The sequence below is a fragment of the Cryobacterium sp. M91 genome (assembly GCF_002929615.1).
Lineage (GTDB): Bacteria > Actinomycetota > Actinomycetes > Actinomycetales > Microbacteriaceae > Cryobacterium > Cryobacterium levicorallinum.
This window is the reverse complement of record NZ_PJJT01000078.1, coordinates 82710-107900: the sequence shown is the minus strand read 5'-3', so window position 1 is coordinate 107900 and position 25191 is coordinate 82710. Positions and strand designations below refer to the sequence as shown.

Genomic DNA, 25191 nt, shown 5'->3' with positions numbered 1-25191 from the left:
CTACGGCTTTCCGCACCTTTGGGGTACGTATAGATACATTACGGCCAGACCACCCACCCGTCAAAACGCCCCCCACCCGGGCGTGTCGCCCGGCTCGGCGCCGAGACGCGGGCCAAAACGGGCCCACTCCTCGACCAGCGAGAACCACGAAACCGCTCCCCGACTCGAACGACCGGGCCCACCTTATGGAGCCGGGCCCACGATAGAACATGGGCCCGGTCCGGACGGGGGCTAGTAGCGGTAGTGGGCTACTTTGTACGGGCCCTCGGCGGGAACACCGATGTAGGCGGACTGCTCGGGGGTCAGCACGGTCAGCTCCACCCCGAGGGCGTCGAGGTGCAGGCGCGCTACCTTCTCGTCGAGCAGCTTCGGCAGCACATACACGCCCACCGGGTACTTCTCCGGTGAGACATACAGCTCGATTTGCGCGAGCACCTGGTTGGTGAACGAGTTGCTCATCACGAACGAGGGGTGTCCGGTGGCATTGCCGAGGTTCATCAGGCGTCCCTCGGACAGGACGAGCACACTGCGCCCGCTCGGCAGACGCCATTCGTCGACCTGCGGCTTGATCTGAACCTTGACGGCGCCCGGCAGCGACTCGAGCGAGGCCATGTCGATCTCGTTGTCAAAGTGACCGACGTTCGCGACGATGGCGAGGTGCTTCATGCGCAGCATGTGGTCGACACCGATGACGTTGAAGTTTCCGGTGCCGCTGACAAAGATGTCGACCTGTTCGACGACGGAGTCGAGGCGGGCGACCTGGAATCCATCCATCGCCGCCTGCAGGGCGTTAATCGGGTCGATTTCGCTCACGATGACGCGGGCACCCTGGCCGCGCAGCGCTTCGGCGGCGCCCTTGCCGACGTCACCATAACCGGCGACGAAGACGACCTTGCCGCCGATCAGCACATCCGTTGCCCGGTTGAGGCCGTCGGGCAGCGAGTGGCGAATGCCGTACTTGTTGTCGAACTTGCTCTTGGTGACGGAGTCGTTCACATTGATGGCCGGAAAGAGCAGTTCCTTGCTCGCTGCGAGCTCGTAGAGGCGGTGCACACCGGTGGTGGTCTCTTCGGTGACGCCCATGAGGTCGGCCGCGACCAGGGTCCAGCGGTCGGTTGACTCGGCCAGAGAGCGACGGAGGGCGGCGAGAATGACGCCGTATTCGTGGCTGTCACCGGCAGCATCCGCTGGTACGGCGCCAGCCAATTCGAACTCGCGACCCTTGTGCACGAGCATGGTGGCGTCACCGCCGTCGTCGAGGATCATGTTCGGGCCGGTCCAGCTGGTTCCGGCGGCTTGCGCTTCAGCGCTCCAGTCGAAGATCTGCGCGGTGCACCACCAGTAGTCCTCGAGGGTTTCGCCCTTCCAAGCGAACACGGGAACGCCGGCCGGGGCATCCACTGTGCCGGTGGGGCCGACCGCGATCGCGGCGGCGGCGTCGTCCTGCGTCGAGAAAATGTTGCAGCTGGCCCAGCGCACCTGGGCGCCGAGCGCGACGAGGGTCTCGATCAGCACGGCGGTCTGCACGGTCATGTGCAGGGATCCGGCGATGCGGGCTCCGGCGAGCGGCTTCGATTCGCCGAATTCGGTGCGGAGGGCCATGAGCCCGGGCATCTCGTTCTCGGCCAGGCGCAACTGGTGGCGTCCAGCCTCGGCGAGTGACAAATCGGCGATCTTATAGGTGAACGTGGGGGGCGCGGTGGCCGAAGCGACAGTCATGGTGCTATCTTGCCATTTCCGCCTGAACGCCCCCGACGAAAATCGGTTCGACCGCACGCTGATAATGCTAAGCAGCGGCGGAACGGATGCTGCCCACTTCCGTGGGCAGACGGCCTGCGGGACGAGACGGCCAGGTTTTGTCAACGAAGTAATTCCAAGAGGCCGAAACGGCCACTAGTCGGCGAGGCCGAAACGGCCACTAGTCGGCGAGGCCGAAACGACCCAATAGACGAGCAGGGCAGCGGGCCGGGTCAGGGGTTCGACCGCGGGACGAGGCGGCCGGGGCAAGTCGGAGCTGGCTACTCGACGGGGTCGGACTCGTCGGCGACGAGGCGGTGCCGCATCAGCTGCCACCCCTGCGGAGCGGTCGTTCGCTCCGCGTGCCGTGCGCAGAGGTCGAAGGTGTGCGGTTCTTTGCGGCCGGCGAGTGGGCCGAGTACGGCCAGCGAGTCTCGATAGTCAAAGGTGAGCGTGGCCACCGAGGGTTCGAGGCAGGCAACGCGGGAACACGGACGGAATGTCATTGCCTCTCAGGGTACCCGTCGACCCGCCTAGGATGGCAGCATGGCCCGATCTCGACGTTCTGCAGCGCCCGAACCGACCGTACGCGGTCGCGGGCGCGACCGGCACGGCCGCGGAATTCGCAGCTCGGCGACCGGTCCGTTTCTGCCGCCGCTGCGCACCCGAATCGACCTGTTCGACATAACGGTCGCCTCCACAATCGAATACCTGCGCGGCGTCTGGCCGGAAGAACTCGGCCACGCCGTGTTCGAGGTGGCCTCCGGCCCGCGCTCGGTGAAGCCGGGCATCGGCGTGGAACGCTGGATGGTCACGCCGGCGACGAATCGGGTGGTGTTCTACCGGCTGCCAATTCAGCGACTGTCCCGCCTGCACGAAAACGACGAGATGCACCAGCGAATGATGATCGAGACCTGCGTCTTTCGCGGAGTCGCCGAGTTGCTCGGCAAAGACCCGTGGGATCTCGCACCGGATCGCTTCCGCCACTTCTAGGCCGCCGCCACTTCTCGGCCGTCACCGCTTGGGCTGCGCAAGCCGTGCTGCGCCCAAGTCGGGCATCCGCTGATGCCAAACCGCTGCGCAGGTCGGCGCGGCGCGCGCTTGAAAAGCTCGCATGTGGTCAGAACGTGGACCGCGAGCGAGGGCGGCATCCGCTCGGCTGATCAGCGTCGATCCCTGTCCAGGAGCGGGATTGAGGGGTGTTTGGCGCGCCAGCATTGTCTGAACGTTTGCTGAATTAAGTAACAGAACGGTAACGGATTGAGGCAATTCCAAACCATTTCAAGGGTGGAACCGAACACCATGCAGACCCCAACACCACCTGCTCGATTGACAGAAAAGGATTCATCCCATGCGCACATTCACCAAGGCCACCATTGGTTTCGCCTCCGCCGGAATTCTCATCGCCGGTCTCGCCGGCTGCTCGTCGGACGCCGGCACGACGACCCCGGCGCCCGCTTCGAGCTCCAGCTCGTCCGACTCGGCCTCCGCTGACGCGACGCCGCTCGCCTCGATCCCCAGCCTGTCCGGCGTGGACACCGCCGTGCTGCTCGACGCCGACTTCGGCGCCGCTCTGACGAGCCTCGGCCTGGCCGCCGGAACCGTGGGAACGGCCACCTTGGAAGAGGGCAGCCTGCACTTCCCGATCACCGGCGGAAACGTGGACTACTACGACCCGGCCGAAGATTACCGCCCCTTCGTTCAGGGTTCCATTGAGCACGAGGGATCCGGCTTCTCGCTGACCGCCGGCGACATCGTCGTCGAGCTGACCAACTTCACCATCGACCCGGGCACCTCGGAGCTCTTCGGTGACGTCTCGGTCAACGGCGAGTCCGCTGCCACCCAGGCCCTGCTGTTCGACCTCTACGGTGGAACCCTTGAGCCGCTCAAGATGGACGGCGACAACGCCATCCTCACCGGCACCACGGTTCACATCTCTTCCGTCGCCGCCGGCCTGCTGAACTCCACCTTCAGCACCGACGCCGTCGCCGACCAGATGCTCGTTGGCATCGCAACCATCACCGCCGCCACGAAGTAGTTCTTCTCCACAGCTTTCGGCTGTACAGCACAAACGGGGCTCGCCACACGGCGGGCCCCGTTTGTTGCGTGCCCGGGGGCCTTTGCGGCACGTGTGCGCCTCGCGGCACTCGTTAGCGAAACGGGCGCCCGGTGCTAGGGATGCCACGAACTCTAACGAGTGCCGCGAGCGGGTTGAGGCGGGCTGCCGCACCAAGGCGGTCAGGCACGGCGGTCAGACAGCAGGGCGGTCAGGCAGGGCTGCCAAGCGGCGAGGTCAGGACCGGCGGGCGCGCAGGGGGCGCAGCATCCGCTTGACTGAGCCTGGACCAGCGCGACGCAGGGAAACCGCCACGATCACGATGATCGCGATCGCGATCGACGCTCGGGTGAGCGGAACGCTCGGCACCAGCAGACGCAGCGTGAGCGCCATCGGCACGAGCAGCCATTCCCAGCGGCCACTGAGCGCCACGAACGGCAGCAGCAGCAGCGCATACCAGGGGTATCGAGGGCTGAGTACGAGCAGGGTCGCGCCGATCATGACGAGCTGGCCGACCCACGGCTGGTTCTGGTCGGTCTTGAGAATCACCAGCACGGCGACGATGGCCAGAATCAGGCCAGCGACGATCACAGCGGATGCCCCCGGCGCCACCAGGGACACCAGCGCGAACCGCGACCCGTCCTGATACCCCTCTTCACTCAGGTAGCCGGGCAGGTAACCGAGGACCCCGATGCCGGTCGCGATCACATAGGGAACGTAGAGCAGGGCAAAACTCAGAACGGATGCCGTCACCATTCGCCAGCCACCGCGCCGGAGCAGCGCTGGCGCGGCGAGCACCGGGATGAGCTTGGTGCCGATCGCGATCCCGAGGGCGATGCCGCCACGCCAGACCTTCTTCGTGGACACGAGAAATACGGCCGCGACGACGAAGATGACGCCGAGCATATCCACGTGGGAGTTGGTGATCGCCTCGGTCGCTACGAGTGGACACCAGGCCCAGAGGGCGACGTTGCGTTGGTCGAGGCCTCGGCGGCGAGTGCCGACCAGCAGCATGACCGTGGTGCCCAGGCTGAGCAGCAGCCCGGCGAGCTGCAACGGCCAGTAGGCCGGCTCGGGTCCGGTGAGGAAACGCACGCCGGCGAAGAAGATTTCGCTGGCCGGAGGGTAGATCGTGGGTAGGGCCGTGCGGTTCAGGGACGAGCAGAGCAGGTCGCCGTCGGTCGTGCGTGCGGTGGCGATGCGTTCGCCGACACATTTCTCCTCCCCGCCCGCCTCGCTCTGGGGCGTCGGGAACAGCCAGCCTGGTCTCAGGGAATCGAGGCGGGCATCCGCTGGGGTGAAGGCGTAGGGGCTGATTCCTGCGTTTTGCACGATGCCATCCCAGGCGTAGCGGGCCGAATCGGTACTCGTGTTGGGCGGGCCGACCATGGCCGCGCCGCCGATCAGGGCGGAGCCAGCCAGGATCAGGGCAACCACCGCTTTGCCGTTGATTTTATGCAGCAGCCAGCAGGCGAGGCCGAAGACAAACCAGAGCGCAGCCGTGACCAACACCAATTGCACTTCGTCACGCTCGGGCGGGAACAGGTCGAGGGTTGTCACGCTGAATACGGTGAGGGCAGCGCTGAGCACCAGCAGGACCGCGATGATCGTTATGCGCACGGTTCAGTCTCTCGTACGGTGTTCGTTTGCCCGTGATCGTTCCCCAACTCACCCGCACATCGTAAGGAATTTTTCCGGTTTGCAACGCGCTGTGGTGATGCAATAGAAGTATGCGGCAATTGATGTATGAGGCCCAGCGAGCGCTGGCGTCACCGGTGCGCAATCCGCGCATGGCGACCGTGATCGGGCGGCTGCTCGGTGCCGCCTTTCTGATCTGCTTCGGCACCGGCCTGTACAGCCATTTTCTGCAGGAACCGCTCGACTGGATGCGCTTCGCGACCCGGCCGGAATTTCTGTATCAGGTAACCCAGGGCACGCACATCATCGCCGGCATCGCCTGTTTTCCGCTGCTGCTGGCCAAGTTGTACATCGTTTTTCCCGACCTGTTCGCCTATCCCCCGGTGCGCGGTTTCGTGCATTTTCTCGAACGGGCCTCGATCGCCCTGTTCGTGGGGGCCTCGCTCGTGCAGATCACGATCGGACTGCTCAACACGTTTCAGTGGTATCCGTGGCCCTTTCCGTTTCGGCAGGTGCACTTTGCGCTCGGCTGGGTGCTGATCGGGCTGTTGGTGATTCACATTGCGGTCAAGCTGCCGGTGATTACGCGGTATTGGAGTAAGTCGTCGGGTTCGGGTTCTGACTCGGGCGACGGCGATCATCTGGTCGACGCGGTGTCGGCCGACCGGGCGGCTGATGCGGAGGCGGTGCGACTGTGGGGCACGACTCGGCCGGGGGGCCTCACCGGGCGACTGCTCGACTATATCGATGCGACGCCGCGTCCGTCTTCGCGGGTCAGCCGGCGCGGGTTTCTCACCACCGTCGGCGTCGCCACGACGGCCGTCGTGGCCCTGACCGCCGGCCAGACCTTCACGCCGCTGAACGCGGTCAACCTGTTCGCGCCGCGCAAGAAGGGCGTCGGCCAGCAGGGGGTTCCGGTGAATCGCACCAGCGAGCAGGCGCAGGTGGCGGATGCCGCCCTCGCTTCATCGTGGACTCTTACCCTCGCGGTGGCCGGCACCGAGCGCTCCTTCACCCGGGCCGAACTGCTCGCGCTGCCTCAGACCGAGGTTCGGCTGCCGATCGCCTGCGTCGAGGGTTGGAGTCAGATGGCGACGTGGCGCGGTGTGCGGCTGCGCGACCTCGCCGACCTGATGAAAGCCGACCCGGAGACCTCGTTTCGTCTGATCAGCCTGGAAGAACGCGGCAGCTTCAGCAAAACCCAGATGGGCCAGGAATATGTGCGCGACTCGCTCACGCTCGTGGCTCTCGAGCTCAACGGCGAGACTCTCGACCTCGAGCATGGGTATCCGGCCCGCATGATCGCGCCGGGGCGGCCCGGGGTGTTGCAAACCAAATGGCTGAGCCGAATCGAGGCGATCGAATCATGAGAGCGGATGCGCGCGGATCACGCGGCGAGACGGCCGGCGGTGACGTCGGTGTCGACACCGGAGTGGGGGTGACCGGCAGGGGTGCCCCGATGGGTTCGGCCACCACGTCAACCGAGAACGCCGGGACTGGCCTGTTTCCGCCACCGGCCGGGATCGCGGCGTCGACCAGCCGGCGGATGCGGAGCATCCGTTTGGTGCTGGTGGGTGCTGGTGTGCTGCTGCTGGCCTGGGGCGCGTTTGTGATGTTCGATTCGGTGCGGCTGACCCGGATTCCCGGGGTGGCGCTCTGGATTGCGGCGGCGATCGTGCTGCACGATGCGATTTTGGCGCCGATCGTGTTTGCGTGTGGGATTGCGCTGCGCCGAGTCGGGCGGCGGACGACCGGCACGGTCATTGCGATCGTGCAGGGCGCAATTGTGGTCGGATCTATTGTGTCGCTGATCGCGGTGCCGACGATGGTGGCGAAGAATTTTGCTCCGGCGAATCCGACCGTGCTGCCGCTGGATTACGGGCTCAACCTGGGGATTTTCTGGCTCGTGCTGGCGGTTTTGACGGCGGGGTTGTCGGTGTGGGCGCTGCTGCGGGAGCGGCGCCAGCGGGTCATCCGCGTCTCGCTCAGACGTTGAAGATCATCGGTGCACGGTCAGACTCCTAAGCACCTTGGTCCGGGCCCACCTTAGGGAACCGGGCCCATGATCCAGCATGGGCCCGATTCCCGGGCCCGGGCCCGGAAAGATAAACGACTAGGCGCGAGCCAGGCGGGCGAAGGTGCGGCCGCCGCGGGACCATTCGGCGACCGGGGTCAGGCCTGCTTGTGCGGCCCGGCGGCGCAGGGCGCTGACACCGAGTTCGGCCCAGGGGAAGGCGTCGCTCATATGTCCGGCGGCGTCGTGCAGGGTGCCCACATAGGCGAGGTCGTGTTCGGGGTCGCGGTGAACCTCGACGACGAGCATGCCGTCGGGGGCGAGCAGCGCGGCGCAGCGTTCGAGGAGCGCGTCGGGGTCGCCGCCAATGCCGATATTGCCGTCGACGAGCAGCAGCGTTGCCCAGGTTCCCTCGAGCGGAAGGTGATCGAAGACGGAGCGGTGCAGCACGGCAAGTCCGGCGGCCAGGGCGATCCGCACGGCGGTCGGTGACACGTCGACGCCGAGTGCGTCGAGGCCTTCGTCCATCGCGGCCCGGATCATTCGGCCCGGTCCGCAGCCGATATCGAGCACCGGTCCGGCGACGCCCGCCAGCAGGGAACGGTCGATCGCATCGGCTCCGGCGCTCCACCGTCCGGCGTGCATGGTGGAAACGCGGGCGGCCGTTTCCGGATCGGCGTCGTGGCGGCGGCCGTGCAGGTAGAGCACGTTGTCGTCGCTTTGCAGTGCCTGGGCGTAGGGTTCGGATCCGCCGGCACCGAAGGTAGTCGGGCGCCGAAAACGGTCGGCCGTCGTCTGGTCGGCAGCCGAACGGTTCGCGGCCCCATGCTCGGCCAATTCCCCGACGAGTTCCGAAGTGAATCGGTCAGCGGCATTCGGACCCTCGCTGACCGGCCATTTCGCCGGCTGGTCCCAGAGGCGCGGGGAGACGAGGGTCACGAGCGTGTTCCGGTCAGCGTGAGCAGGTCGGCAGCGCGCGTGGCCGCCGAGTGCAGGTCGGCCGGGTACGGGGCCACCGGGTGCAGGTCGGGGGCACCCGCGTCGACAGCTCGCCCCTCCGCGGGGGTCCGATCCGGCGAGCGCCGTTCGGTCGCGGGCTGGTTTGCATCACCGGGTTGAGCGGATGCCCGCACCCCCGCGAAGGCACGCGCGAAGCGCGTGTGGGGGGCGATCGAGGCGACGGTCTGGGCATCCGTTATGGTGTCGATGTCAGTGAGCGCGGGCAGCAGGCGCACGGTGAGGCCGGCCTGATCGAGACGTTCCAGCTGGTGTGCGCCGGTGTCGGAGCGGCTCATCGGGATGCCTCGGAGCAGCGCGCCGCTCGGGTCTTTCAGCGCGAGCGCCCAGAACCCGCCGTCGTTGGCGGGGCCGAACCAGGCATCCGTTTCATTCCAGTTTTGGAATACTGGTGCGAGCAGCTCGGCGCTGACCTGCGGGGTGTCCATTCCGAGCAGCAGAGTCGGCTCGTCTAGGTGGTCGAAGATGGCGGCGAGGCGTTCATCGAGTCCGCCGCTGGTCTGCGGCAGAATCTGCCAACCGGATGCTTCTGGGGGAGGCGTGACACCATCGAAGGCGAGAATGTGGCGCGTCACGGGTAGCTGGGCGGCGACCGCTAGGGTGTCGGCGAGGCTCGATGCGGCGAGAAGAGCGGCCTGCCCGAGCGACAGCGGCGGGTGCAAACGGGTCTTCACCTTGCCGGGCAGGCATTCCTTGGCGATGACGACGATGGCGGTCATGAGCGGTCCCCAATGCGGCTGGCGCGGGCAGCGTTGCCACTGGCGTCGCTGTCATTCCGGCGTGGGCTGTCGTCAATCTCGTTCCGGACGGCGCTGCTGGCTCGAAGCAGAGCGGACATGTCGTGGATGGCGGTGAGGGTGCCGCGCACGGTTCCGGTCACCTTGCTGCGGCCGACCCGCGGCGCATAGCCGGTGTCGACCTCACGAATGCGCCAATCGGCCGCGGCAGCGCCGAGAAACATCTCCAGCGAATACCCGCTGCGGCGGTCGCGCAAATCGAGGGCGAGGAGGTGGTCGCGGCGGGCGGCCCGCATGGGGCCGAGGTCATGAATGTTCACACCTGTTATTCGGCGCAGTCGCCAGGAAAGATAGGTATTTGCTAACCGGGCATGCGGCGGCCACGCATTTCGGGTGGTTGGGCGGCGTCTTCCGAGCACGAGATCGGCGTCGTCTTGAGCGACCGGGTCGACCACGAGCGGCAAGTCGCGCGGGTCCATCGAGGCGTCGGCGTCGCAAAACGCAACGATCGGGGCGGTCGCGGCGAGGAGCCCGGCGTGGGCTGCGGCGCCGAATCCACGACGGGTTTCGTGCACGACCTCGGCGCCGAGGGCACGGGCAATATCCGCCGAACCGTCCGTGGATCCGTTGTCAACCACGATCGCCCGGTAGCCGGCGGGCATCCGCTGGAGAATCCACGGAAGCGCCTGTGCCTCGTTCAGGCAGGGCAGCACCACGTCAACCCGAATACTCGTCATGGTTCGACCCTATGCACAGGGTCTGAGTGTTCGGGGCGAAAGTGGTTACGAACCTGGGAAGGATACCGAGCAGCTCCACAGCAAGCCAAGCCATCGACCGGGCCCACCCTATGAACCGGGGCCCAGTTTGCAGACTGGGCCCGCGTTCCGGGCCCAGTCCCCGAACGGTTAGTGGCGGCATGGGGCGGGGCATCCGTTGACCAGGCGTACAGATCGGCCGCGCGGTACCGCGCGGTGACGCGACCGCGCGCCTAGTCTGAGGGGGTGTCCCCCTCCCAATATTTCGCGCCGCCGCAAGCCGATGCCCTGGCCGGGCGCCGCGTGCTCGTCATCGAGGATGATCCGATGGTGTGTGAGGTGGTCGGACAATACCTGCGCTCCGCCGGATTCGTCGTGGACGAAGCCGTCGACGGGCTCGCCGGACTGCGCCGAGCCGAGGCGGTGCCGCCCGACCTGGTCGTGCTCGATCGCATGCTTCCGCTGCTCGACGGCATCGAAGTGTGTCGGCGCATTCGGCAAAATTGGGGCGCCCTTCCGGTGATCATGCTCACCGCGCTCGGCGAGGAAGAGCACCGCATCGCCGGACTCGAGGCCGGTGCCGACGACTATCTGGTGAAACCGTTCTCGCCGCGGGAACTTGTGTTGCGGGTGCAGTCGGTGCTGCGGCGTAGCCGGTCGGAGTCGATTCCGGAGGGGATTCTCGAGGCTGGCGAGTTCACGCTCAACCTGGCCGCGCACCAGATTCGCCTGCGCGGGACCCCCCTCGTGCTCACCGCGCGGGAATTCGATTTGCTCGCCTACCTGATCTGGCGCCCCTCCAAGGTGCTCACCCGCGAGGAACTCCTCCGCTCGGTCTGGGGCTGGGAATTCGGTGACCTGTCTACGGTGACCGTGCATGTGCGGCGGCTGCGGGAGAAGATCGAAGCCGACCCGGCGCATCCGCTCGTGTTGAACACGGTCTGGGGTGTCGGCTACCGGTTCGACCCTGTGCCGCTGGGCGCGGGGGCTGCGGATGGCACGGTGTCGGCGGAGAACGCTGGGACTGCGCGGGGCGCACAGAGCGCGGATGGCCCGAAGAATGCCGGCGGCACGACATGACCGCCTCGGTGTTCGCCGCGGTCGCCGGCATCGCACTCGGCTGCGCGCTGGTCGTGGGCGCGCTCGGATTGCTCGCGTTGCGGCTGCTGTCTCGCGGGTCTTTGGTAGCCCAGATCGTCGTCGTCGCCTTCGCCACCGTCGCATCGGTGGTCAGTGGAACAGCTGCGGTCGCCTCGCTGATGTACCTGTCGGCGCACGATCTGATCGTGTTCTACGCGGTCGCTGCGGTGGCGGGTGTCGTGTCGCTTGTGATGGCGTCGGTGCTCGGACGCTCACTGGCACGCGACAACAAGTATTTTCGGGCCGCCGCGGCGAGCATCGGTCGAGGCGAATCGGTTCTCTCCCCGGATCGGCACACGAGTCTGGAGTTCGCAGCGCTGGCCGGGGAGCTCGCCGCAACCGCCGATCGGCTGACCGAATCCCGCGAGCGGGAAGAACGCGTTGAGGCGTCCCGACGCGAAATCGTGGCCTGGATCTCGCACGATTTGCGCACCCCGCTGGCTGGAATCCGCGCCATGGCCGAGGCGCTGGAAGACGGCATGGCGCCAGATCCCGAGCGGTACTACGTGCAGATACGCGGGCAGGTCGACCGACTCAGCGGAATGGTCGACGACCTGTTTGAGCTGTCCAAAATCCATTCGGGAGCGCTGCAGCTGTCGCTCGAACGGGTCTCCCTGTATGACCTGATGAGCGATACGGTGGCCGATCTGGCGCCGGTTGCCCTCGCGAAATCGCTCGACCTGCGCTTCGAGGGTGAACGCGGTCTGATGCTGCAAGCGGATGCCCGCCAGCTGGCCCGCGCGGTGGGCAACCTGGTGATGAATGCCATCCAACATTCGCCGGCCGACAGTGTGATCGTGGTCTCTGCAACCCGGCACGTCGACGGGCGGGCCATCATCTCGGTCGTTGACGCGGCGGGCGGTATCCCCGAACAGGACCTCGGCCGGGTGTTCGAGGCCGGGTGGCGGGCGAGCGAGCCGCGGACCGTGTCTGCCTGGGGAACCGGCGGTCGCAGCGGCGGCGCCGGGCTCGGACTCGCTATTGTTCAGGGGATCGCTGAGGCCCATCACGGGTTGGTGACGGTGACCAATGTGGGGAATGGGTGTCGGTTTGATTTGCTGCTGCCGCAGCATCCGCTTGGCTGAGCGGTGTTGATGCGGCGCCGATTGCGACCATTCACCCGCTCAGGGGTGGCACCGCGGGGCCTGCTCAAGGGCCAAAAGGTGGCACCTCACGGATGCGCCGGAACGACCAATCAGGGGCGCACGGCGGCGCGCAGCGGGGCGGTCGCAAACTCGCGCATTCCGTCGTCGAAGGAGATTTGCGCCGACCAGCCGAGTTCTCGTCGCAAACGCTCCGAGGACGCCGTGATGTGCCGCACGTCGCCGAGCCGATACTGCCCGGTCACGATGGGTGCCGGGCCGCCCGCCGCCGCGGCAAGGGCGGTCGCCATGTCTCCGATGGTGTGAACGATTCCGCTGCCGACGTTGAACGGACGAAATATTCCGGCATCGGAATTCATTGAGCTGGTGGGTGCGATTTCAGCAGCTGCAGAGTCGGCGGGCGCTCGGCCAAGGCCGGCAGCCTGCGGCCTGTAGTCGAGCCCGGTGAAGTCAAGCGCGGCGATGTTGGCCGCGGCGACGTCCCGTACGTGCACGAAGTCGCGGCGCTGCCGGCCGTCTTCGTACACGCGGGGAGCCTCGCCACGCTCGAGTGCCGAGCGAAACAGTGAGGCGACTCCGGCATAGGGCGTGTTCTGCGGCATGCCCGGCCCGTAAACGTTGTGGTAGCGCAGGGCTGCGACGCGTCCGCCGGTCGAGCGGGCCCACGCGGTCGCAAGATATTCCTGGCCGAGTTTGCTGCTCGCGTAGACGTTGCGCGGGTCGAGCGGATCGGATTCGCTGACCAGAACGGGCTCGAGCGGCTCCCCGGTGGCCGGGTCACGGGGATCGAAGCGTCCGGCATCGAGGTCGCTGGCCAAGCGGGGGCCGGGCCGGGTGAAGCCGTTCGGGCCCCGGTAGCTGCCCTCGCCGTAGACGACCATGGATGACGCCAACACCAGGCGACGGATGCCCCGCGCGGCCATCGCGGCCAGCAGCACGGCCGTCCCGATTTCGTTGCTGTGCACATAGTCGGGGGCGTCGGCGAAGTCCACACCGAGGCCGACCTTGGCTGCCTGGTGACAGACCACGTCGATGTCGGCGAGGGCGCCGGCTGCGGTGGCCGGGTCGGTCACGTCCCCGTGCACGAACTCAACCCGCGGGTCCAGTCCCGCCGGCCTGAGGTTCCGGGCCCGGGCCCGGAAACGGGGCCCATGTTCTATCATGGGCCCACTTTCTGGGTCCGGGCCCGGACCCGGGCCCGGACCGGTTGTGGACTCTGCCGCGGGGCCGTGCACGTCGGCGCGCAGTGAGTCCAGCACGCGCACCTCGTAGCCGCGGGCGAGGGCTGCCTCAACGATCGCGGAACCGATGAATCCGGCGCCGCCGGTGATCAGCAGACGGACGCCGCTCATGCGAGGCCTCGGTAACAGGCACGAGCTAGTCGGTTGGTCGGCCAGGACGCACCGGGGAACCTGCGACGAGGCTCGGACCGACCGGTCGTCACGTGAGATCCCCGGCTGGGGCGGACAGCACGGGCGGGGAAGCATCGGGCGCGGGGTCCAAACTCACTGCCCGCGCCAGAACGGCGTCGACCTGGGCCGGGTCGATGAGCTCGCGCGGGGTGAAGTCGGTCGGCAAGGCGCGCAAGATCCCGTCGATGGCCGCGAGGATGCGCGGCTGGGCCTCTCGGAGGCGACGGAACACGACCGATGCGGTGACGGCATCCGTTTCGCTGGTCGCGGTCGGGCCAGACGTTACGGGGCCGCCGGAAGTCCCGGGCGCGGACAACGCTGAAGCCGGTGACCCGGACACGGCCAAGCCCGCAGCGGCCACGCCGGGCACAGGCAAGCCAGGAGCCGCGGAACCGGAGGCATCGACCACGGGACCAACCTCGACGGCAAAAGGCGTCGGCGCGAGTCCCGCGTCGGCGTCCGTCACGAAGGAGAGGTTGACCGTGCCCATGTTGAGCTCACCGGCCAGCACGATTTCGGGGTACGCGGTCATATTGACAATGTGCGCGCCCATCGAACGGAACCAGACCGACTCCGCCCGGGTGGAAAACCGTGGACCCTGGATGACCACGACCGTGCCGGAGGCAGCGAAGTTCTCGCCAAGGTCCTCGAGCGCGCGCCGGGCGTACCCGCGCAGCTGAGGGTCGAACGGGTCCGCGGCGGAAAGGTGCTGCACCGATTCCCGGTCGTAAAACGTGTCGGGGCGGCCCGACGTGCGGTCGATGAACTGGTCGGTGACGACGAGCAGACCCGGTGGATATTCCGGCGTGACCCCGCCCACCGCCGAGGAGGAGATGATCGCCCGCACGCCGATCGAGGCGAGGGCCCACAGATTGGCCTGGTAATTGATCAGGTGCGGCGCGACGCTGTGGCCGCTGCCGTGCCGGGGCAGAAAAGCGACGCGGCGACCCGCGCGCAGGCCGATCGTGACCGACGCCGACCCGTACGGCGTCGGAATCCGATGCGTGACCGCGGTTGCGGGGTCGACGAGTTCGTAGAGGCCGGATCCGCCGATCACGGCGACGTCCGCGCGCGCGGTCGGGTCAAGCACAGGGTCAATCGTCACTAGCGGCTCCCAGCGGGTTACGAGTCGAGTGTTCAGTCTGCCATTGAAAGCTGCGTGCCCTCGAAAGCCCGCCGTACCAAAATGGATGCCCCCGCCCCGATTGACCCGGCCCGGTCCTAAATGGCCGACGAGCCCGCGCCGCGGACGGCGGCCCCAGGTGTTCCGGGCTCGGGCCCCGTCCGCAAAGAATGGCCCCGTCCGCACAGAATGCCCCGAACGCGCACGAAGCCCCAAATGAGGAACGCCCGGAACGACAACCGGCTAGTGCGTGTAGACGCGGATCGACGACGCGAGCGGTCCGGGCGGGTTCACGGTGAATGACGACAGCAGGCCGTCGCTGGAGTAGTCCACGAGCGCCCACACCGACTCCCCGCCGCTCACCAGGTAGCGAGCCCCGCTCCGCAGCGGAACCGTCGCGCTCGCCCCGGCATCGATCTGCAGGTCGACGGCAGAGCCGCGGTCGGGCGTGAGGGTGAGCGCAGCATCCGCTCCCCCGCCGTTGACGAGGTGCAGGGTCGGCGACGGCCCCTCGGCAACGGCCACCGTGAACGAACCCTCGAGCGACGCCGAGGCCGCGAACCAACCGAAGTCCCGGCCGTCAGCGCCCGCGCTGGAGGTACGGGCGGCCGCGACGATCGGCTGGTCGGAACGCAATTTCACCGAGAAACTGCCCACGGTCAACGGCGACAGCGGAATTTCGGTCGCAACTCCGGGCTCGATCTCCACCTGGGTCGAGGTGCCGTCAGCAGCCCCGTCGGCGCTCGTGACGCCGATCTGCACGGTCGCCGCCTCGGTGCCGGGCACGAACACCCGAATCGACGGGGTATCGGCGTTGAACCCTTCGCCGGTGGTGACGGTGTCCGCGGCGACCGCCGACGTGACACGCACCCCGGCAATTGTCTGGTTGAGTGCCGGCGTGGCGGTGGCGCCAATGATCTCGACTCCGCCGGGTTCAATCCCCCGGATGCTGCTCTGCTCCAATGCTCCCGCCACCTGCCCACCACGCGACGACACGCGCACGACCGGGGATTTCAGGTTCGGGGCGAGGCCGGCCAGCGAAATGACACGCTGCTCGCCGGGCTGCACCAGAATGCCGGAGGCGCCGGGCGCGTCGACGATTCCGCTCTCACCGTAGACGGTGACGTCGACGGTCGCGAGCACGGTCGACGGGTTGCTGAGCAGCAGCAGGCTACTGCCGCCGATATCGGTGGATCCCCCAACGAGCCAGCTCTCGCTGGCCGCTTCGGTGCAGGACGCGACGGCGAGCCCGCCCAGGGTGTCGGTGCCGACGACCTGCGACTGGCTGCCGGCGACGAGCGGCGGCACGGTGGCGCCATCCTGCACGGGAACGGTCAGCAACAGCGGCGGCTGCCGGCTGCTGGAGTCGTCGACCGCACTGATCTCGGTGACGTCCGGGCGAATCTGGTCAAAGTCGCTCCCGGCAGCGTCGATAGCGCCATACACGGCTGCAGCGAACCCGACGCTCGACGCCGACTGGGCCTGCGTCGAATCCTCGGCGAGGGTGAGCAGCGGTCCAGGGCAGACCCGTTGCTGCTCGCTCGGCAGCGGCACGATCTCGCTCGAGCGGGGTTCGTTCTCAACGGTCGGCAGCGTTACGAGGGTCGAGGCCGCGCCGACAGCGACAACGACGGCGATGCCGACCAGACCGAGCACGCCGCGACCGGCCCGACCACCAATGCGGACGAGAGTGCTTCTAGCGGGCATGATCGTCCTCCACAGTGTCTTCCGTGGACGATTCCAGCCCGGTACCGACGCCGGTTTCTTGGTCCATGGCCAGGTCGGCCTCTAGATCGGTACCGAGCGGCGGTTCCCGATCGGCGTCCAGGTCGGAAACGACCATGCTCTTGCCCCGGCGGGTTCGTTTCGGTTTCGGCTTGGCGTTGGCCCTGGCCGCACGGCGAATCGCATCACGGTTGGCTTGGCGCACGGCTTCACGGCCGGCGCCGATCGGCAGCGACAGCAGAACGGCGCTGCCCACCACGGCAACGGCAATCAGCAGGGTGACCAGGCCGAAGACGCCGCCGGCGCGAGCCGGCGCTGGAACGCCACCGGCAGCATCCGTTTCGCCGAACTGCCACAGTCGGCCGAATTCGGTGTCGCCCACCGGGGCCAGTGCGGCATCGCCGTCCAGGGCGGTTTCGGTGCGCAGCTGGGTGTCACCGGCAAGAACATCAGCGCCCGCCGGCTGCAACACGATAAAGCGGATGCCGAATTCGGCCAGATCCGCGCTGGTGTCCAGCCCGCTGCGTGAGGCCAGGTTACCGGCGAGCTCCGCCAGCGCTTTCTCGCGGGCGCTGAGCGTTTGGTCGGTGCTGCCGCGGGTGGATTGCTGGTTCAGCGTGGCGCCGACACCGCGCTCGATCGTGGCGAGCAGGCCTCCGTCGGCCTGCGGAACGAGGTGCAGGGTGCCGACCCGGTCATCGATCTGCGCTTCGGCGGCGACGAAGGCCGGCTGGGTTCGCCCGGTTCCCTCGCGCACGGCGGCGGTACCGAGGTGCAGGGAGCCCAGAAGCGGCAGCACTACGACGGCCAAGGCCAGCGCGGCGACGACCCCGGGCGCCGGCGCAAATCGGCGCAGGGCGCGCAGGCCGATCAGGAGGGCGCCGACCAGGCCGAGCCAGTACAGGCTGAGCCCGGCGCCCGACCACACCCGCACCGGTTCGGCACCGATGGCGGCAAGAACGAGCTGGTTGGCGGCGAGGGCGGTGCCGAATCCGAGCAGGGCGACCAGCCAGGCGCCGCCCGCGAGCCGGGCGCCCGGCAGTAACAGCGCCAGCAGTGCGAGCACGGCGATGGGCGTGAGCAGGATGGGAACGAACAGCTGCGGGTCGAGACCAGGCACCCCGAACCGATCGAGGACACCGGCCCAACCGCTGCCGCCGGGCAGCCCGAGCAGCAGTTGCAGGGTCGGTGCGTGATCGCTCGGTACCGGCAGGCCGGGGTCGGCGACGAGGTTCAGCCAGGTGCCGCGCAGGCCCTGGTCGGCAATAAGTGGAAGCGCGAGGGCGAGCGCCGGAAGCGGAATGCCGATGAAACGCATTACCCGGCGACCAGCAATGGCCACGCTGAGCAGCCAGGCCACGAGCAGCGCCGGGGCGAGGGAGGGCGCACAGGCCACGACCGCCGCGAACAACAGTGCAGCCGAGGCGGAGGACGACCAGGTGCGCGCGGCCGCGAACCAGGTGAAAAACAGCCACGGCAGCAGCAGGTGCACGAGGATGGCGGCCGGGCGGCCGTCTGCCAGGGCGGCCAGAAAACTCGGCGCCAGCACCCACAGGGCGGCGGCCAGGGCGCGCAGGCTGCCCCGGTCGGTCAGGCGGGTCGCCGCCATCCAGGCGCCGACCGCAGCGAGCGGAAAGGCGAGCGCGTAGACCAGCACGAAGGCAAAGGACGGCGACCAGAACGCGATGGAGCCGAGCACGGCCAACACAGCGGCAAACGGGTCTGCGGCGCCGACGAAGCCGAGTCCGAGGTCCCGCCAGCCGTAGCCGACGCTTGCCCACAGTTCGGGCAGGCTGGGCGACAGCGGCAGCAGCCCACCACCGATGAGGGTGTCGGCGCCAAGCAGCGGCACCATCATCACGATGCCGACCACCGCGGCGGCGAGCATGGTCCAGGCTCCGCCGCCGGAGAAGAACCGAATCTCGGAGCGTTCACCGTGCAGGCCGAACAGGCTTGCCTCGCGCTTGAGTGACTGCCGCCGGCGAACTTCGGCCGACGGAACGCGCAGGGTGGAGATGGCATCCCAGCCGAGGGTGCGGGTTTTCGTAAACATGCGACGGGCGCTGCTGACGCGCAGGCCGTTGAAGGCAGCGCCGAATGCGGCCGAGAATTCGCCCACGATCGCTCCGGGCTCCTTGCGCAGCAGCTGGCCGATCGAGCGGATGAAGGCGAGCGGCAGCAGGGTCAGCCAGTGCAGGGCGAGCACTCCGGCCGGCGCATAGACCAGGCGGCGATGCAGCTGCGCCGAGCGTTCGGCTCGCACCCGGCGGCGGCGCAGCCGCCCGCGGGAGGACTGGTTCGGGCCGGCCACGCCGTCGCCGGCCGAAGCCACCCGTGCGGCCGGCACCACCGAAACGCGATACCCGGCGAGGCGCACCCGCACACAGAAGTCAAGGGAATCGTCGACGGTGGGCAGCGCCGGGTCGAAACCACCCAGCTGTTCCCACACTTGGTGGCGCACGAGCATGCCGCCGGCGCTGACGGCGAGCACATCGCTCAATCCGTCGTGCTGGCCCTGGTCCAGTTCGCTCTCCACCAGGGTGACGGTCGCGCCAAACGGCGTCATCGACTCGCCGAAGTTGTGGATGTATTCGCCGGCGATCCACTCCATCACCTTGGGCCCGGCCACCGCAACGGACGGCGCAATCTCGAGCGCGTCGACCAGGACTTCGAGGGCGGTCGGGTCTGGGGCGCTGTCCTGGGCGAGCAGCCAGAGCAGCTCCCGGTCGTGCGTGGGCGGCGTGGTCACGCGCACGGCGGCGGTAATCGCCTGCCCGAAGTTCAGGTCGGCATCGGCGGCAATGAACTGGGTCGGCCCGAAATCGGCCAGCATCTTGGCTGTCGCATCGCTCGATCCGCAGTCCACCGTGATCACAATGTCGGGTTTGCGGGTCTGCAACGACAACGCCTTGAGAGTTCGCTCAAGGTGTTTCGCACCGTTTCGGGCGACAAGGATGGCGGTGACTCTCGGTTGCATAACAGCACCAGCCTAGGTCGGGATCGGTCGCTGCCCCTCAACCGAGAGGGCGCGCCTCAAATATTGGCAGGGCAATAGCGAAGCGGATGCGTCAGCATCCGCTTCCCCTTCGCCCAGGCGTAGCGCGGCCGCAACCTGGCTCGCTTCCGACCGCGTCAGGGCCGAGAAAGCTGCGCCCGGACCGAGCCAGCCGACAGCATCCGCTTAAAAACTGCGCGGAACGGGTTAGGCGCGCTTGCGCAGTTTGCGCCGTTCGCGCTCGGACAGCCCACCCCAGATTCCGAACCGCTCGTCATTGCTGAGCGCGTATTCGAGGCATTCGCTGCGCACCTCGCAACCGGAGCAAATCTTCTTCGCGTCGCGGGTGGAGCCGCCCTTTTCGGGGAAGAATGCCTCAGGGTCGGTCTGCGCGCAGAGGGAGTCGGCCTGCCAGGCCAATAGGTTCTCGTCGCCGTGGTCTTGTCGTACTCCCGGAACACCGAGGGTGACGGGGTCAACGAACCAGTCCTCTGGTACTCCGGAACGATAGTCAGGTAATGCCATATCGTCTCCCAGCGCTCGATCCGCACCAATCAGTGCCGCACCTAATTACACCCGTGTAATTCGATATCGTCAAGTCGCAAATCGTAAACCCTCAATATGGGCTAGAGAGTTGCGACGCGCCCATGGCGACAAATTCGGCCATTTGGGGGCGTCTGAACGTTGCGAACAGAGCACGATATGCGCCCTCAGCGGCGTGTCGACCCTCAATGAACGGCCGCGCGTGACGAGTCCCAGGCGCTCTGCACCATCTGCTCGAGGGTATGGCGCATGCTCCAGCGCAGGTCGCGGGCCGCGAGCGCGCCAGACGCGACGATACGATCGGGGTCGCCCACGCGTCGCGGTCCGAGCTCCGGAACGAAGTCGATGCCGGTGACCCGACGCACGGTCGCCATGATCTCGCCGACCGAGACGCCGTCGCCGCTGCCGAGGTTGTAGACCGGCTCGATCGCCTCGTTAGCGTCGAGCCGGCGTGCCGCGGCGACGTGCGAGAGAGCGAGGTCGGCGACGTGAATGTAGTCGCGCACGCAAGTGCCGTCCGGCGTGGCATAGTCGTCGCCGTTGATGCGCGGGGTGCGACCCTCTAGCAGCGCCGCAAAGACGAGCGGAAAGAGGTTGTGCGGGCTGGTGTCGCTCAGGCTGAGGTCGCCCGAGCCGACGACATTGAAGTAGCGCAGCGATGTGTGCCGCAGGCCGGTCGCTACGCCCTGGTCGCGCAGGAGCCACTCGCCAATGAGTTTGGATTCGCCGTAGGGCGATTCCGGGCTTTTCGCGGTGCTTTCGGTGACGAGGTCGGTGTGCGGCGTGCCGTAGACCGCAGCGCTCGAGGAGAACACGATGCGGTCGATCGCCGCCCCCTCCATGGCGGCGAGCAGCGTGGCCGTCGCGGCGACGTTCTGTTCGTAGGTGTGCAGGGGGCGTTGCACCGAGACGCCGGCGTACTTGAATCCAGCGACGTGGACGACGCCGTGCACGTCGTGCTCGCGAAAGGTGTGCACGAGCAGATCGCCGTCGAGCACGCTGCCCCGCACGAAGGGCACTGTGACCGGCACGAAAGATTCGTGGCCGCTCGAGAGGTCGTCGAGCACAACCACGTCGAGCCCTTCAGCCTGGAAAGCGCGCACCACATGGGATCCGATATAGCCCGCTCCGCCGGTTACCAACCACGCCATACTGCCCCGCTCGTTCGCGGTGACACCGATGTGCCACCGCTTCAGGCTAGCGCCAGCGAATCAGTGCGTCATCGTCGTCGGTTGCTCGAACGCTTTGGCGACCGTAACCGTCGCGCCCGGAAGAGCGAATCGTGGCCACAACACCGGCGATCGCGAGGACTATGAGGAGAAAAATAAGAATGAACATGGCAGAAACTCTATGTATTGTGCTTTTCTGCCGCGAGTGGCACAGTTGACGTTGTTCGACACATTTCTGCCATATCCAACCTCAGCAGAACGGATGCCCATGCTTCAGAAAATCGTCTGCGTCACCCTCCCCGGTCTGGCGCCGTTCGAATTCGGCGTCATCTGCGAGGTGTTCGGCATCGACCGCAGCGTGCACGGAGGGCCGGCGTTCGACTTCCACGTCGTCGCCGCCGAACCCGGCCCGATCCGCACCAAGATCGGCTTCGACATCGTCGTGCACGACGACCTCGCCGCCGCCGCTGACGCCGACCTCATCGCAATCCCGGCCTACGCTATCGGAGTGGCAATCGACCCGCGCGTGCTGCAGGTCGTGCGCGACGCCGAGGCTCGCGGTGCCTGGGTGCTCAGCGTGTGCAGCGGCGCGTTCGTGCTGGCCGAGGCCGGCATCCTCGATGGGCGCCGCAGTACGACCCATTGGATGTACACCGAGGCCCTCGCCCGGGCCTACCCGAATACAACCGTCGACCCCGACGTCCTGTTTGTGGAAGACAATCACGTCGTCACCGGAGCCGGCACCGCCGCCGGCATTGACGCCGCGCTGCACATCGTGCGCAAGGAACTGGGCGCGACCGTCGCGAACGTGATCGCACGCCGCATGGTCGTGCCGCCGCAGCGCGATGGCGGCCAGTCCCAGTACATCGAAGCATCGGTCGTCGACTGCCAGGACGAATCCTTCGCCGCCGTCACCGAGTGGATGCTGCGCCACCTCGACCAGGAATTGCCCGTCGATCTACTCGCCCGCAAGTCGCTCATGTCACCGCGCACCTTCGCCCGCCGGTTTCGCGCCGAAATCGGCACCACGCCGACCCGCTGGCTCAACCGGCAGCGGCTGCTTCGGGCGCAGGAACTGCTCGAGGACTCCTCAAGCAGCCTCGAGGAGATCGCCATCGACACCGGCTTCGGCGGGGCGGCCGTGATGCGCCATCATTTTCTGCAGGTTCTGCAGACCACTCCCACCGCCTACCGGCGGGCCTTCGGCCCCCGCAAGGCCGGCTAACCGCGCGGCCTCACGTCGTTCGTACGGCGGTCTCGACAAGCTCGACCGCCGAGAAATGGTTGCCTCCCCGAGGCTGCTCCCGACTCGCCTACGAGACCCAGACAGTCCGCTGGTCGAGCTTGTCGAGACCGCAATCGACCAATGCTTGACTGCCTGCGAAACCCGGCTTACGCGCCCGTCGTCGCCAGAAACACCTCGCCAGTTCCAGCGAAGGTCAGCGTGCCCTCGTCGGGCGTGACATAGACAGCCTGGCCGCGCTTCAGCGGCCGCGACGACGCGGCCCCGGCCACCAGAAACCCGCCAGCCGTGCAGATGGCAATCGCCGGACCGGTGAGGGTGATCTGTCGCATCGTAACGGGCGACGACGACGCAGCATCGGCATCCGCTTCAATGTGCACGAGTTCGAAGTCGGGCACGTCCGGACGATACAGCGAGACACCATCGCCGAGAACGATCGGCGCGAGGTAGGGCGAGGGAGCCGGAGAGAAGTCGAGTACCGCGAGCAGCTCCTCGATGTCGATGTGCTTGGCGGTCAGCCCACCACGCAACACGTTGTCGGAGGCGGCCATGAGTTCGACGCCCAGCCCGGACAGATACGCGTGGATGTTGCCGGCCGGCAGATACATCGCCTCGCCGCGCTGCAGGGAGACCCGGTTCAGCAGCAGGGCGAGCACGATTCCGGGGTCACCGGGGTACTCGGCAGCGAGCACACGTACCGCCGCCAGTTCGCGGGCATAGCCGATGGCCGCTCCCCCCTCAGCCAGAAACTGGGCGTGTTCGGCGAGCGCCACGACCCGTTCGACCAGCCATTCCACCTCGCCGGAGTCTCCGCCGCGACCGTCGCGCAGCAGCCAGTCGACGGTGTCGGGCAGGCCCCGGGTCAGGTGGCTCTCGAGCAGGTCGATGATCGCGGCCTGCGAATCATCGGTCGCGAGATCGAGCAGCCTCAACTCGGCGATGATGCCGCGCACCTCGGCGAGCGGCCGAAAACCGCAGAGCGCTTCGAAGGTGTCGCTGAGCGCAACGAGCAGCTCGGGCTTGTGGAACGGGTCGCGGTAATTGCGATTGCCGGCGTCGATGGCCACACCCGCCTCGTTCTCGAGCTCGAACCCGGCGCGGGCCTGCGCGCTCGTCGGGTGCGCCTGCAGCGACAGCGGGCGACCGGCCGCGAGAATCTTGAGCAGAAATGGGAGGCGTGGGGCCGCAGCCGCTTCTCGACTGGCCCAATCAGCGCCGAGTGCTACCTCCGGCGCCGCCGCGATCCACGCGGCGAGGGTGTCACACCCGCCGACCAGGGCCGGATCCTCGATCACCGACGGCGACCCGGCATGGGCTCCCAACCACAGTTCGGCCTCCGGCCCGCCCGACGGCGTGCGGCCGAGCAGGTCGGCGATGGCGCGAGTGGAACCCCAGGCGTAATTGCGCGGGGTATTGGTGATGCCCACAAACATGTTCGGCTCCTTCTACAACTGTTTAGACCAAACTACCAACCGGGTTGGGGCGCTCAGACAAGCCCCCTAGGCTGGCGGCAATTCACCGGTCGCCTGTCGGCCGCAGTCTATGCAACGGAGCAACCATGACCTTTGAACTACTCGGCAGCGACTTCTTCGGTTACGAAGACCTGCTCACCGAGCCCGAGCAAGCCGCGATCATCAAGCTGCGCGCCTACCTCGAAAAGGAGGTGCGGCCGATCGCAAACGGATGCTGGGATCGCGCCGAATTTCCCACCCAGGTCATCAAGCCCCTCGCCGAGCTCGGCATGTACTCCTTCGGCTGGGAATCGACGAAACCGTTTGAGAATTCGGCGGTGTTCCGGGGATTCGTGGCGCTGGAACTGGCGCGAGTGGATGCATCCGTCGCCACCTTCGTCGGTGTGCAGAACGGTCTCGCCGCGGGCACCCTTGAAGCGTGCGGCTCGGACGAGCAGCGCGCCGAGTGGATTCCGCGCCTGGCCTCCGGCGAGATCGTCGGGGCGTTCGGGCTGACCGAGCCGTTGAGCGGCTCCGACGCAGCGCAGGGCCTCCGCACCACCGCGACCCGCAGCGGTGACAGTTGGACGTTGAACGGCGCCAAACGCTGGATCGGCAACGCCACCTTCAGCGACCTGACGATCATCTGGGCCAAGGACACGGCCGACAATCAGGTGAAGGGCTTCATCGTTCCTACCGACACCGCCGGATACACGGCCACCAAAATCGAGGGCAAGATCAGCTTGCGCGCGGTACAGAACGCCGACATCGTGCTGACCGACGTGATCGTTCCCGAAAGCCTGCGCCTGCAGAACGCCAACTCGTTCAAGGACACCGCGAAGGTGCTGCGGGCCACCCGCGCCGAGGTGTCCTGGGCGGCCGTCGGCAATGCCATCGGCGCCTACGACGCGGCCGTCGCCTACGCACACGAACGCGTGCAGTTCGGCAAGTCCATCGGCGGGCACCAACTCGTGCAGGACCTGCTGGTGAAGAGCCTCGGTAACATCACCGCCAGCCTCGGCATGGTGGTGCGGGTGTCGCAGCTGCAGGATCAGGGCGTGCAGCGCGACGAGCACTCCGCATTGACCAAGGCCTACACGACCAGCCGTATGCGCGAGACCGTGGCCTGGTGCCGGGAGCTGTTCGGCGGCAACGGAGTCACCCTCGAATACAACGTGGCCCGCCATTTCGCCGACGCCGAGGCCATCTACTCCTACGAGGGCACCCAGGAGATGAACACGCTCATCGTGGGTCGCACCATCACGGGCCAGGCTGCCTTCGTCTGAGTCGCGCCGTCCGTAATGCCGGTGAATTTTGCAACACGCCGGGTCAC

22 protein-coding genes are annotated in these 25191 nt (G+C 67.3%); 8 read left to right on the top strand and 14 right to left on the bottom strand.

The window, feature by feature from the left end; genetic code table 11:
• Positions 1-231: 231 nt before the first annotated feature.
• A complete protein-coding gene (ahcY, locus tag CXY80_RS06490) occupies positions 232-1719 on the bottom strand; it encodes an adenosylhomocysteinase (protein WP_104132016.1) in 1488 nt (495 codons plus the stop codon).
• Between the two features lie 299 nt (positions 1720-2018).
• A complete protein-coding gene (locus tag CXY80_RS06485) occupies positions 2019-2243 on the bottom strand; it encodes a DUF3499 family protein (RefSeq protein WP_092452672.1) in 225 nt (74 codons plus the stop codon).
• Between the two features lie 40 nt (positions 2244-2283).
• On the opposite strand from CXY80_RS06485, the gene CXY80_RS06480 reads away from it, so the two are divergent.
• On the top strand, positions 2284-2730 hold the full coding sequence (locus CXY80_RS06480; protein WP_092452669.1) for a metallopeptidase family protein: 447 nt from the start codon (positions 2284-2286) through the stop codon (positions 2728-2730).
• A 358-nt stretch (positions 2731-3088) separates the two neighbouring features.
• Positions 3089-3775 (top strand): hypothetical protein, encoded by a 687-nt coding sequence (locus CXY80_RS06475; RefSeq protein ID WP_104132015.1) that lies wholly within the window; start codon positions 3089-3091, stop codon positions 3773-3775.
• A 255-nt stretch (positions 3776-4030) separates the two neighbouring features.
• Here the strand turns inward: CXY80_RS06475 and CXY80_RS06470 are convergent, their stop codons facing one another.
• A complete protein-coding gene (locus CXY80_RS06470) occupies positions 4031-5413 on the bottom strand; it encodes a glycosyltransferase family 87 protein (RefSeq protein WP_104132014.1) in 1383 nt (460 codons plus the stop codon).
• Positions 5414-5523: 110 nt separating this feature from the next.
• On the opposite strand from CXY80_RS06470, the gene CXY80_RS06465 reads away from it, so the two are divergent.
• Complete coding sequence (locus CXY80_RS06465; protein WP_092452661.1) at positions 5524-6801, top strand: molybdopterin-dependent oxidoreductase; 1278 nt, start codon at positions 5524-5526, stop codon at positions 6799-6801.
• Between the two features lie 89 nt (positions 6802-6890).
• Positions 6891-7427, top strand: coding sequence for a hypothetical protein (locus CXY80_RS06460; protein WP_134479010.1), 537 nt, complete (start codon positions 6891-6893; stop codon positions 7425-7427).
• A 117-nt stretch (positions 7428-7544) separates the two neighbouring features.
• On the opposite strand, the gene CXY80_RS06455 is transcribed toward CXY80_RS06460, so the two are convergent.
• From CXY80_RS06455 to CXY80_RS06445, 3 genes are read right to left on the bottom strand one after another with little or no spacing between them, the layout of a single operon-like run.
• The gene (locus CXY80_RS06455; RefSeq protein ID WP_233195078.1) at positions 7545-8384 is read right to left on the bottom strand and encodes a bifunctional 2-polyprenyl-6-hydroxyphenol methylase/3-demethylubiquinol 3-O-methyltransferase UbiG; all 840 of its coding nucleotides are present in this window, start codon (positions 8382-8384) and stop codon (positions 7545-7547) included.
• Positions 8381-9181 (bottom strand): DUF2064 domain-containing protein, encoded by an 801-nt coding sequence (locus CXY80_RS06450; RefSeq protein WP_104132013.1) that lies wholly within the window; start codon positions 9179-9181, stop codon positions 8381-8383. The genes CXY80_RS06455 and CXY80_RS06450 overlap by 4 nt, the downstream gene beginning before the upstream one ends.
• Positions 9178-9936 carry a glycosyltransferase family 2 protein gene (locus tag CXY80_RS06445; RefSeq protein WP_104132012.1) on the bottom strand — a complete coding sequence of 253 codons (759 nt, stop codon included), beginning with the start codon at positions 9934-9936 and terminating at the stop codon, positions 9178-9180. Before CXY80_RS06445 ends, CXY80_RS06450 begins: the two co-directional genes overlap by 4 nt.
• A gap of 264 nt (positions 9937-10200) precedes the next feature.
• On the opposite strand from CXY80_RS06445, the gene CXY80_RS06440 reads away from it, so the two are divergent.
• Entirely contained in the window at positions 10201-11034 is an 834-nt protein-coding gene (locus CXY80_RS06440; protein WP_198415614.1) for a response regulator transcription factor, read from the top strand.
• Positions 11031-12179, top strand: a complete 1149-nt coding sequence (locus tag CXY80_RS06435; protein ID WP_092452648.1) for a sensor histidine kinase KdpD — start codon at positions 11031-11033, stop codon at positions 12177-12179. The genes CXY80_RS06440 and CXY80_RS06435 overlap by 4 nt, the downstream gene beginning before the upstream one ends.
• A 110-nt stretch (positions 12180-12289) precedes the next feature.
• Here CXY80_RS06435 and CXY80_RS06430 read toward each other — a convergent pair whose 3' ends face one another.
• The 7 genes from CXY80_RS06430 to CXY80_RS19415 form a co-directional block, all read right to left on the bottom strand.
• Entirely contained in the window at positions 12290-13549 is a 1260-nt protein-coding gene (locus CXY80_RS06430) for an NAD(P)-dependent oxidoreductase (protein WP_104132011.1), read from the bottom strand.
• An 88-nt stretch (positions 13550-13637) separates the two neighbouring features.
• The gene (locus CXY80_RS20050; RefSeq protein ID WP_233195076.1) at positions 13638-14714 is read right to left on the bottom strand and encodes an MTAP family purine nucleoside phosphorylase; all 1077 of its coding nucleotides are present in this window, start codon (positions 14712-14714) and stop codon (positions 13638-13640) included.
• A 261-nt stretch (positions 14715-14975) separates the two neighbouring features.
• Entirely contained in the window at positions 14976-16439 is a 1464-nt protein-coding gene (locus tag CXY80_RS06420; RefSeq protein WP_104132010.1) for a DUF5719 family protein, read from the bottom strand.
• The gene (locus CXY80_RS06415) at positions 16429-19434 is read right to left on the bottom strand and encodes a glycosyltransferase family 2 protein (protein ID WP_104132009.1); all 3006 of its coding nucleotides are present in this window, start codon (positions 19432-19434) and stop codon (positions 16429-16431) included. Before CXY80_RS06415 ends, CXY80_RS06420 begins: the two co-directional genes overlap by 11 nt.
• 225 nt (positions 19435-19659) lie before the next feature.
• A complete protein-coding gene (locus tag CXY80_RS06410) occupies positions 19660-19977 on the bottom strand; it encodes a WhiB family transcriptional regulator (RefSeq protein WP_104132008.1) in 318 nt (105 codons plus the stop codon).
• A 203-nt stretch (positions 19978-20180) separates the two neighbouring features.
• A complete protein-coding gene (gene galE, locus CXY80_RS06405; protein WP_104132007.1) occupies positions 20181-21146 on the bottom strand; it encodes a UDP-glucose 4-epimerase GalE in 966 nt (321 codons plus the stop codon).
• Between the two features lie 46 nt (positions 21147-21192).
• Positions 21193-21333 carry a hypothetical protein gene (locus tag CXY80_RS19415; RefSeq protein ID WP_158251588.1) on the bottom strand — a complete coding sequence of 47 codons (141 nt, stop codon included), beginning with the start codon at positions 21331-21333 and terminating at the stop codon, positions 21193-21195.
• Positions 21334-21432: 99 nt separating this feature from the next.
• Between CXY80_RS19415 and CXY80_RS06400 the strand changes: the two genes are divergently transcribed.
• Positions 21433-22389, top strand: a complete 957-nt coding sequence (locus CXY80_RS06400; protein ID WP_092452628.1) for a GlxA family transcriptional regulator — start codon at positions 21433-21435, stop codon at positions 22387-22389.
• A 167-nt stretch (positions 22390-22556) separates the two neighbouring features.
• Here the strand turns inward: CXY80_RS06400 and manA are convergent, their stop codons facing one another.
• On the bottom strand, positions 22557-23840 hold the full coding sequence (gene manA, locus CXY80_RS06395) for a mannose-6-phosphate isomerase, class I (RefSeq protein WP_104132006.1): 1284 nt from the start codon (positions 23838-23840) through the stop codon (positions 22557-22559).
• A 125-nt stretch (positions 23841-23965) separates the two neighbouring features.
• Between manA and CXY80_RS06390 the strand changes: the two genes are divergently transcribed.
• Positions 23966-25144, top strand: coding sequence for an acyl-CoA dehydrogenase family protein (locus CXY80_RS06390; protein ID WP_104132005.1), 1179 nt, complete (start codon positions 23966-23968; stop codon positions 25142-25144).
• Positions 25145-25191: the final 47 nt, after the last annotated feature.

Bases quoted from the DNA above. Each gene is read 5' to 3' on its own strand.
- ahcY (WP_104132016.1), bottom strand. From the start codon at position 1,719: ATGACTGTCGCTTCGGCCACCGCGCCCCCCACGTTCACCTATAAGATC.
- CXY80_RS06485 (WP_092452672.1), bottom strand. From the start codon at position 2,243: ATGACATTCCGTCCGTGTTCCCGCGTTGCCTGCCTCGAACCCTCGGTG.
- CXY80_RS06480 (WP_092452669.1), top strand. From the start codon at position 2,284: ATGGCCCGATCTCGACGTTCTGCAGCGCCCGAACCGACCGTACGCGGT.
- CXY80_RS06475 (WP_104132015.1), top strand. From the start codon at position 3,089: ATGCGCACATTCACCAAGGCCACCATTGGTTTCGCCTCCGCCGGAATT.
- CXY80_RS06465 (WP_092452661.1), top strand. From the start codon at position 5,524: ATGCGGCAATTGATGTATGAGGCCCAGCGAGCGCTGGCGTCACCGGTG.
- CXY80_RS06460 (WP_134479010.1), top strand. From the start codon at position 6,891: ATGGGTTCGGCCACCACGTCAACCGAGAACGCCGGGACTGGCCTGTTT.
- CXY80_RS06450 (WP_104132013.1), bottom strand. From the start codon at position 9,181: ATGACCGCCATCGTCGTCATCGCCAAGGAATGCCTGCCCGGCAAGGTG.
- CXY80_RS06445 (WP_104132012.1), bottom strand. From the start codon at position 9,936: ATGACGAGTATTCGGGTTGACGTGGTGCTGCCCTGCCTGAACGAGGCA.
- CXY80_RS06435 (WP_092452648.1), top strand. From the start codon at position 11,031: ATGACCGCCTCGGTGTTCGCCGCGGTCGCCGGCATCGCACTCGGCTGC.
- CXY80_RS06430 (WP_104132011.1), bottom strand. From the start codon at position 13,549: ATGAGCGGCGTCCGTCTGCTGATCACCGGCGGCGCCGGATTCATCGGT.
- CXY80_RS06420 (WP_104132010.1), bottom strand. From the start codon at position 16,439: ATGCCCGCTAGAAGCACTCTCGTCCGCATTGGTGGTCGGGCCGGTCGC.
- CXY80_RS06415 (WP_104132009.1), bottom strand. From the start codon at position 19,434: ATGCAACCGAGAGTCACCGCCATCCTTGTCGCCCGAAACGGTGCGAAA.
- CXY80_RS06410 (WP_104132008.1), bottom strand. From the start codon at position 19,977: ATGGCATTACCTGACTATCGTTCCGGAGTACCAGAGGACTGGTTCGTT.
- galE (WP_104132007.1), bottom strand. From the start codon at position 21,146: ATGGCGTGGTTGGTAACCGGCGGAGCGGGCTATATCGGATCCCATGTG.
- CXY80_RS19415 (WP_158251588.1), bottom strand. From the start codon at position 21,333: ATGTTCATTCTTATTTTTCTCCTCATAGTCCTCGCGATCGCCGGTGTT.
- CXY80_RS06400 (WP_092452628.1), top strand. From the start codon at position 21,433: ATGCTTCAGAAAATCGTCTGCGTCACCCTCCCCGGTCTGGCGCCGTTC.
- manA (WP_104132006.1), bottom strand. From the start codon at position 23,840: ATGTTTGTGGGCATCACCAATACCCCGCGCAATTACGCCTGGGGTTCC.
- CXY80_RS06390 (WP_104132005.1), top strand. From the start codon at position 23,966: ATGACCTTTGAACTACTCGGCAGCGACTTCTTCGGTTACGAAGACCTG.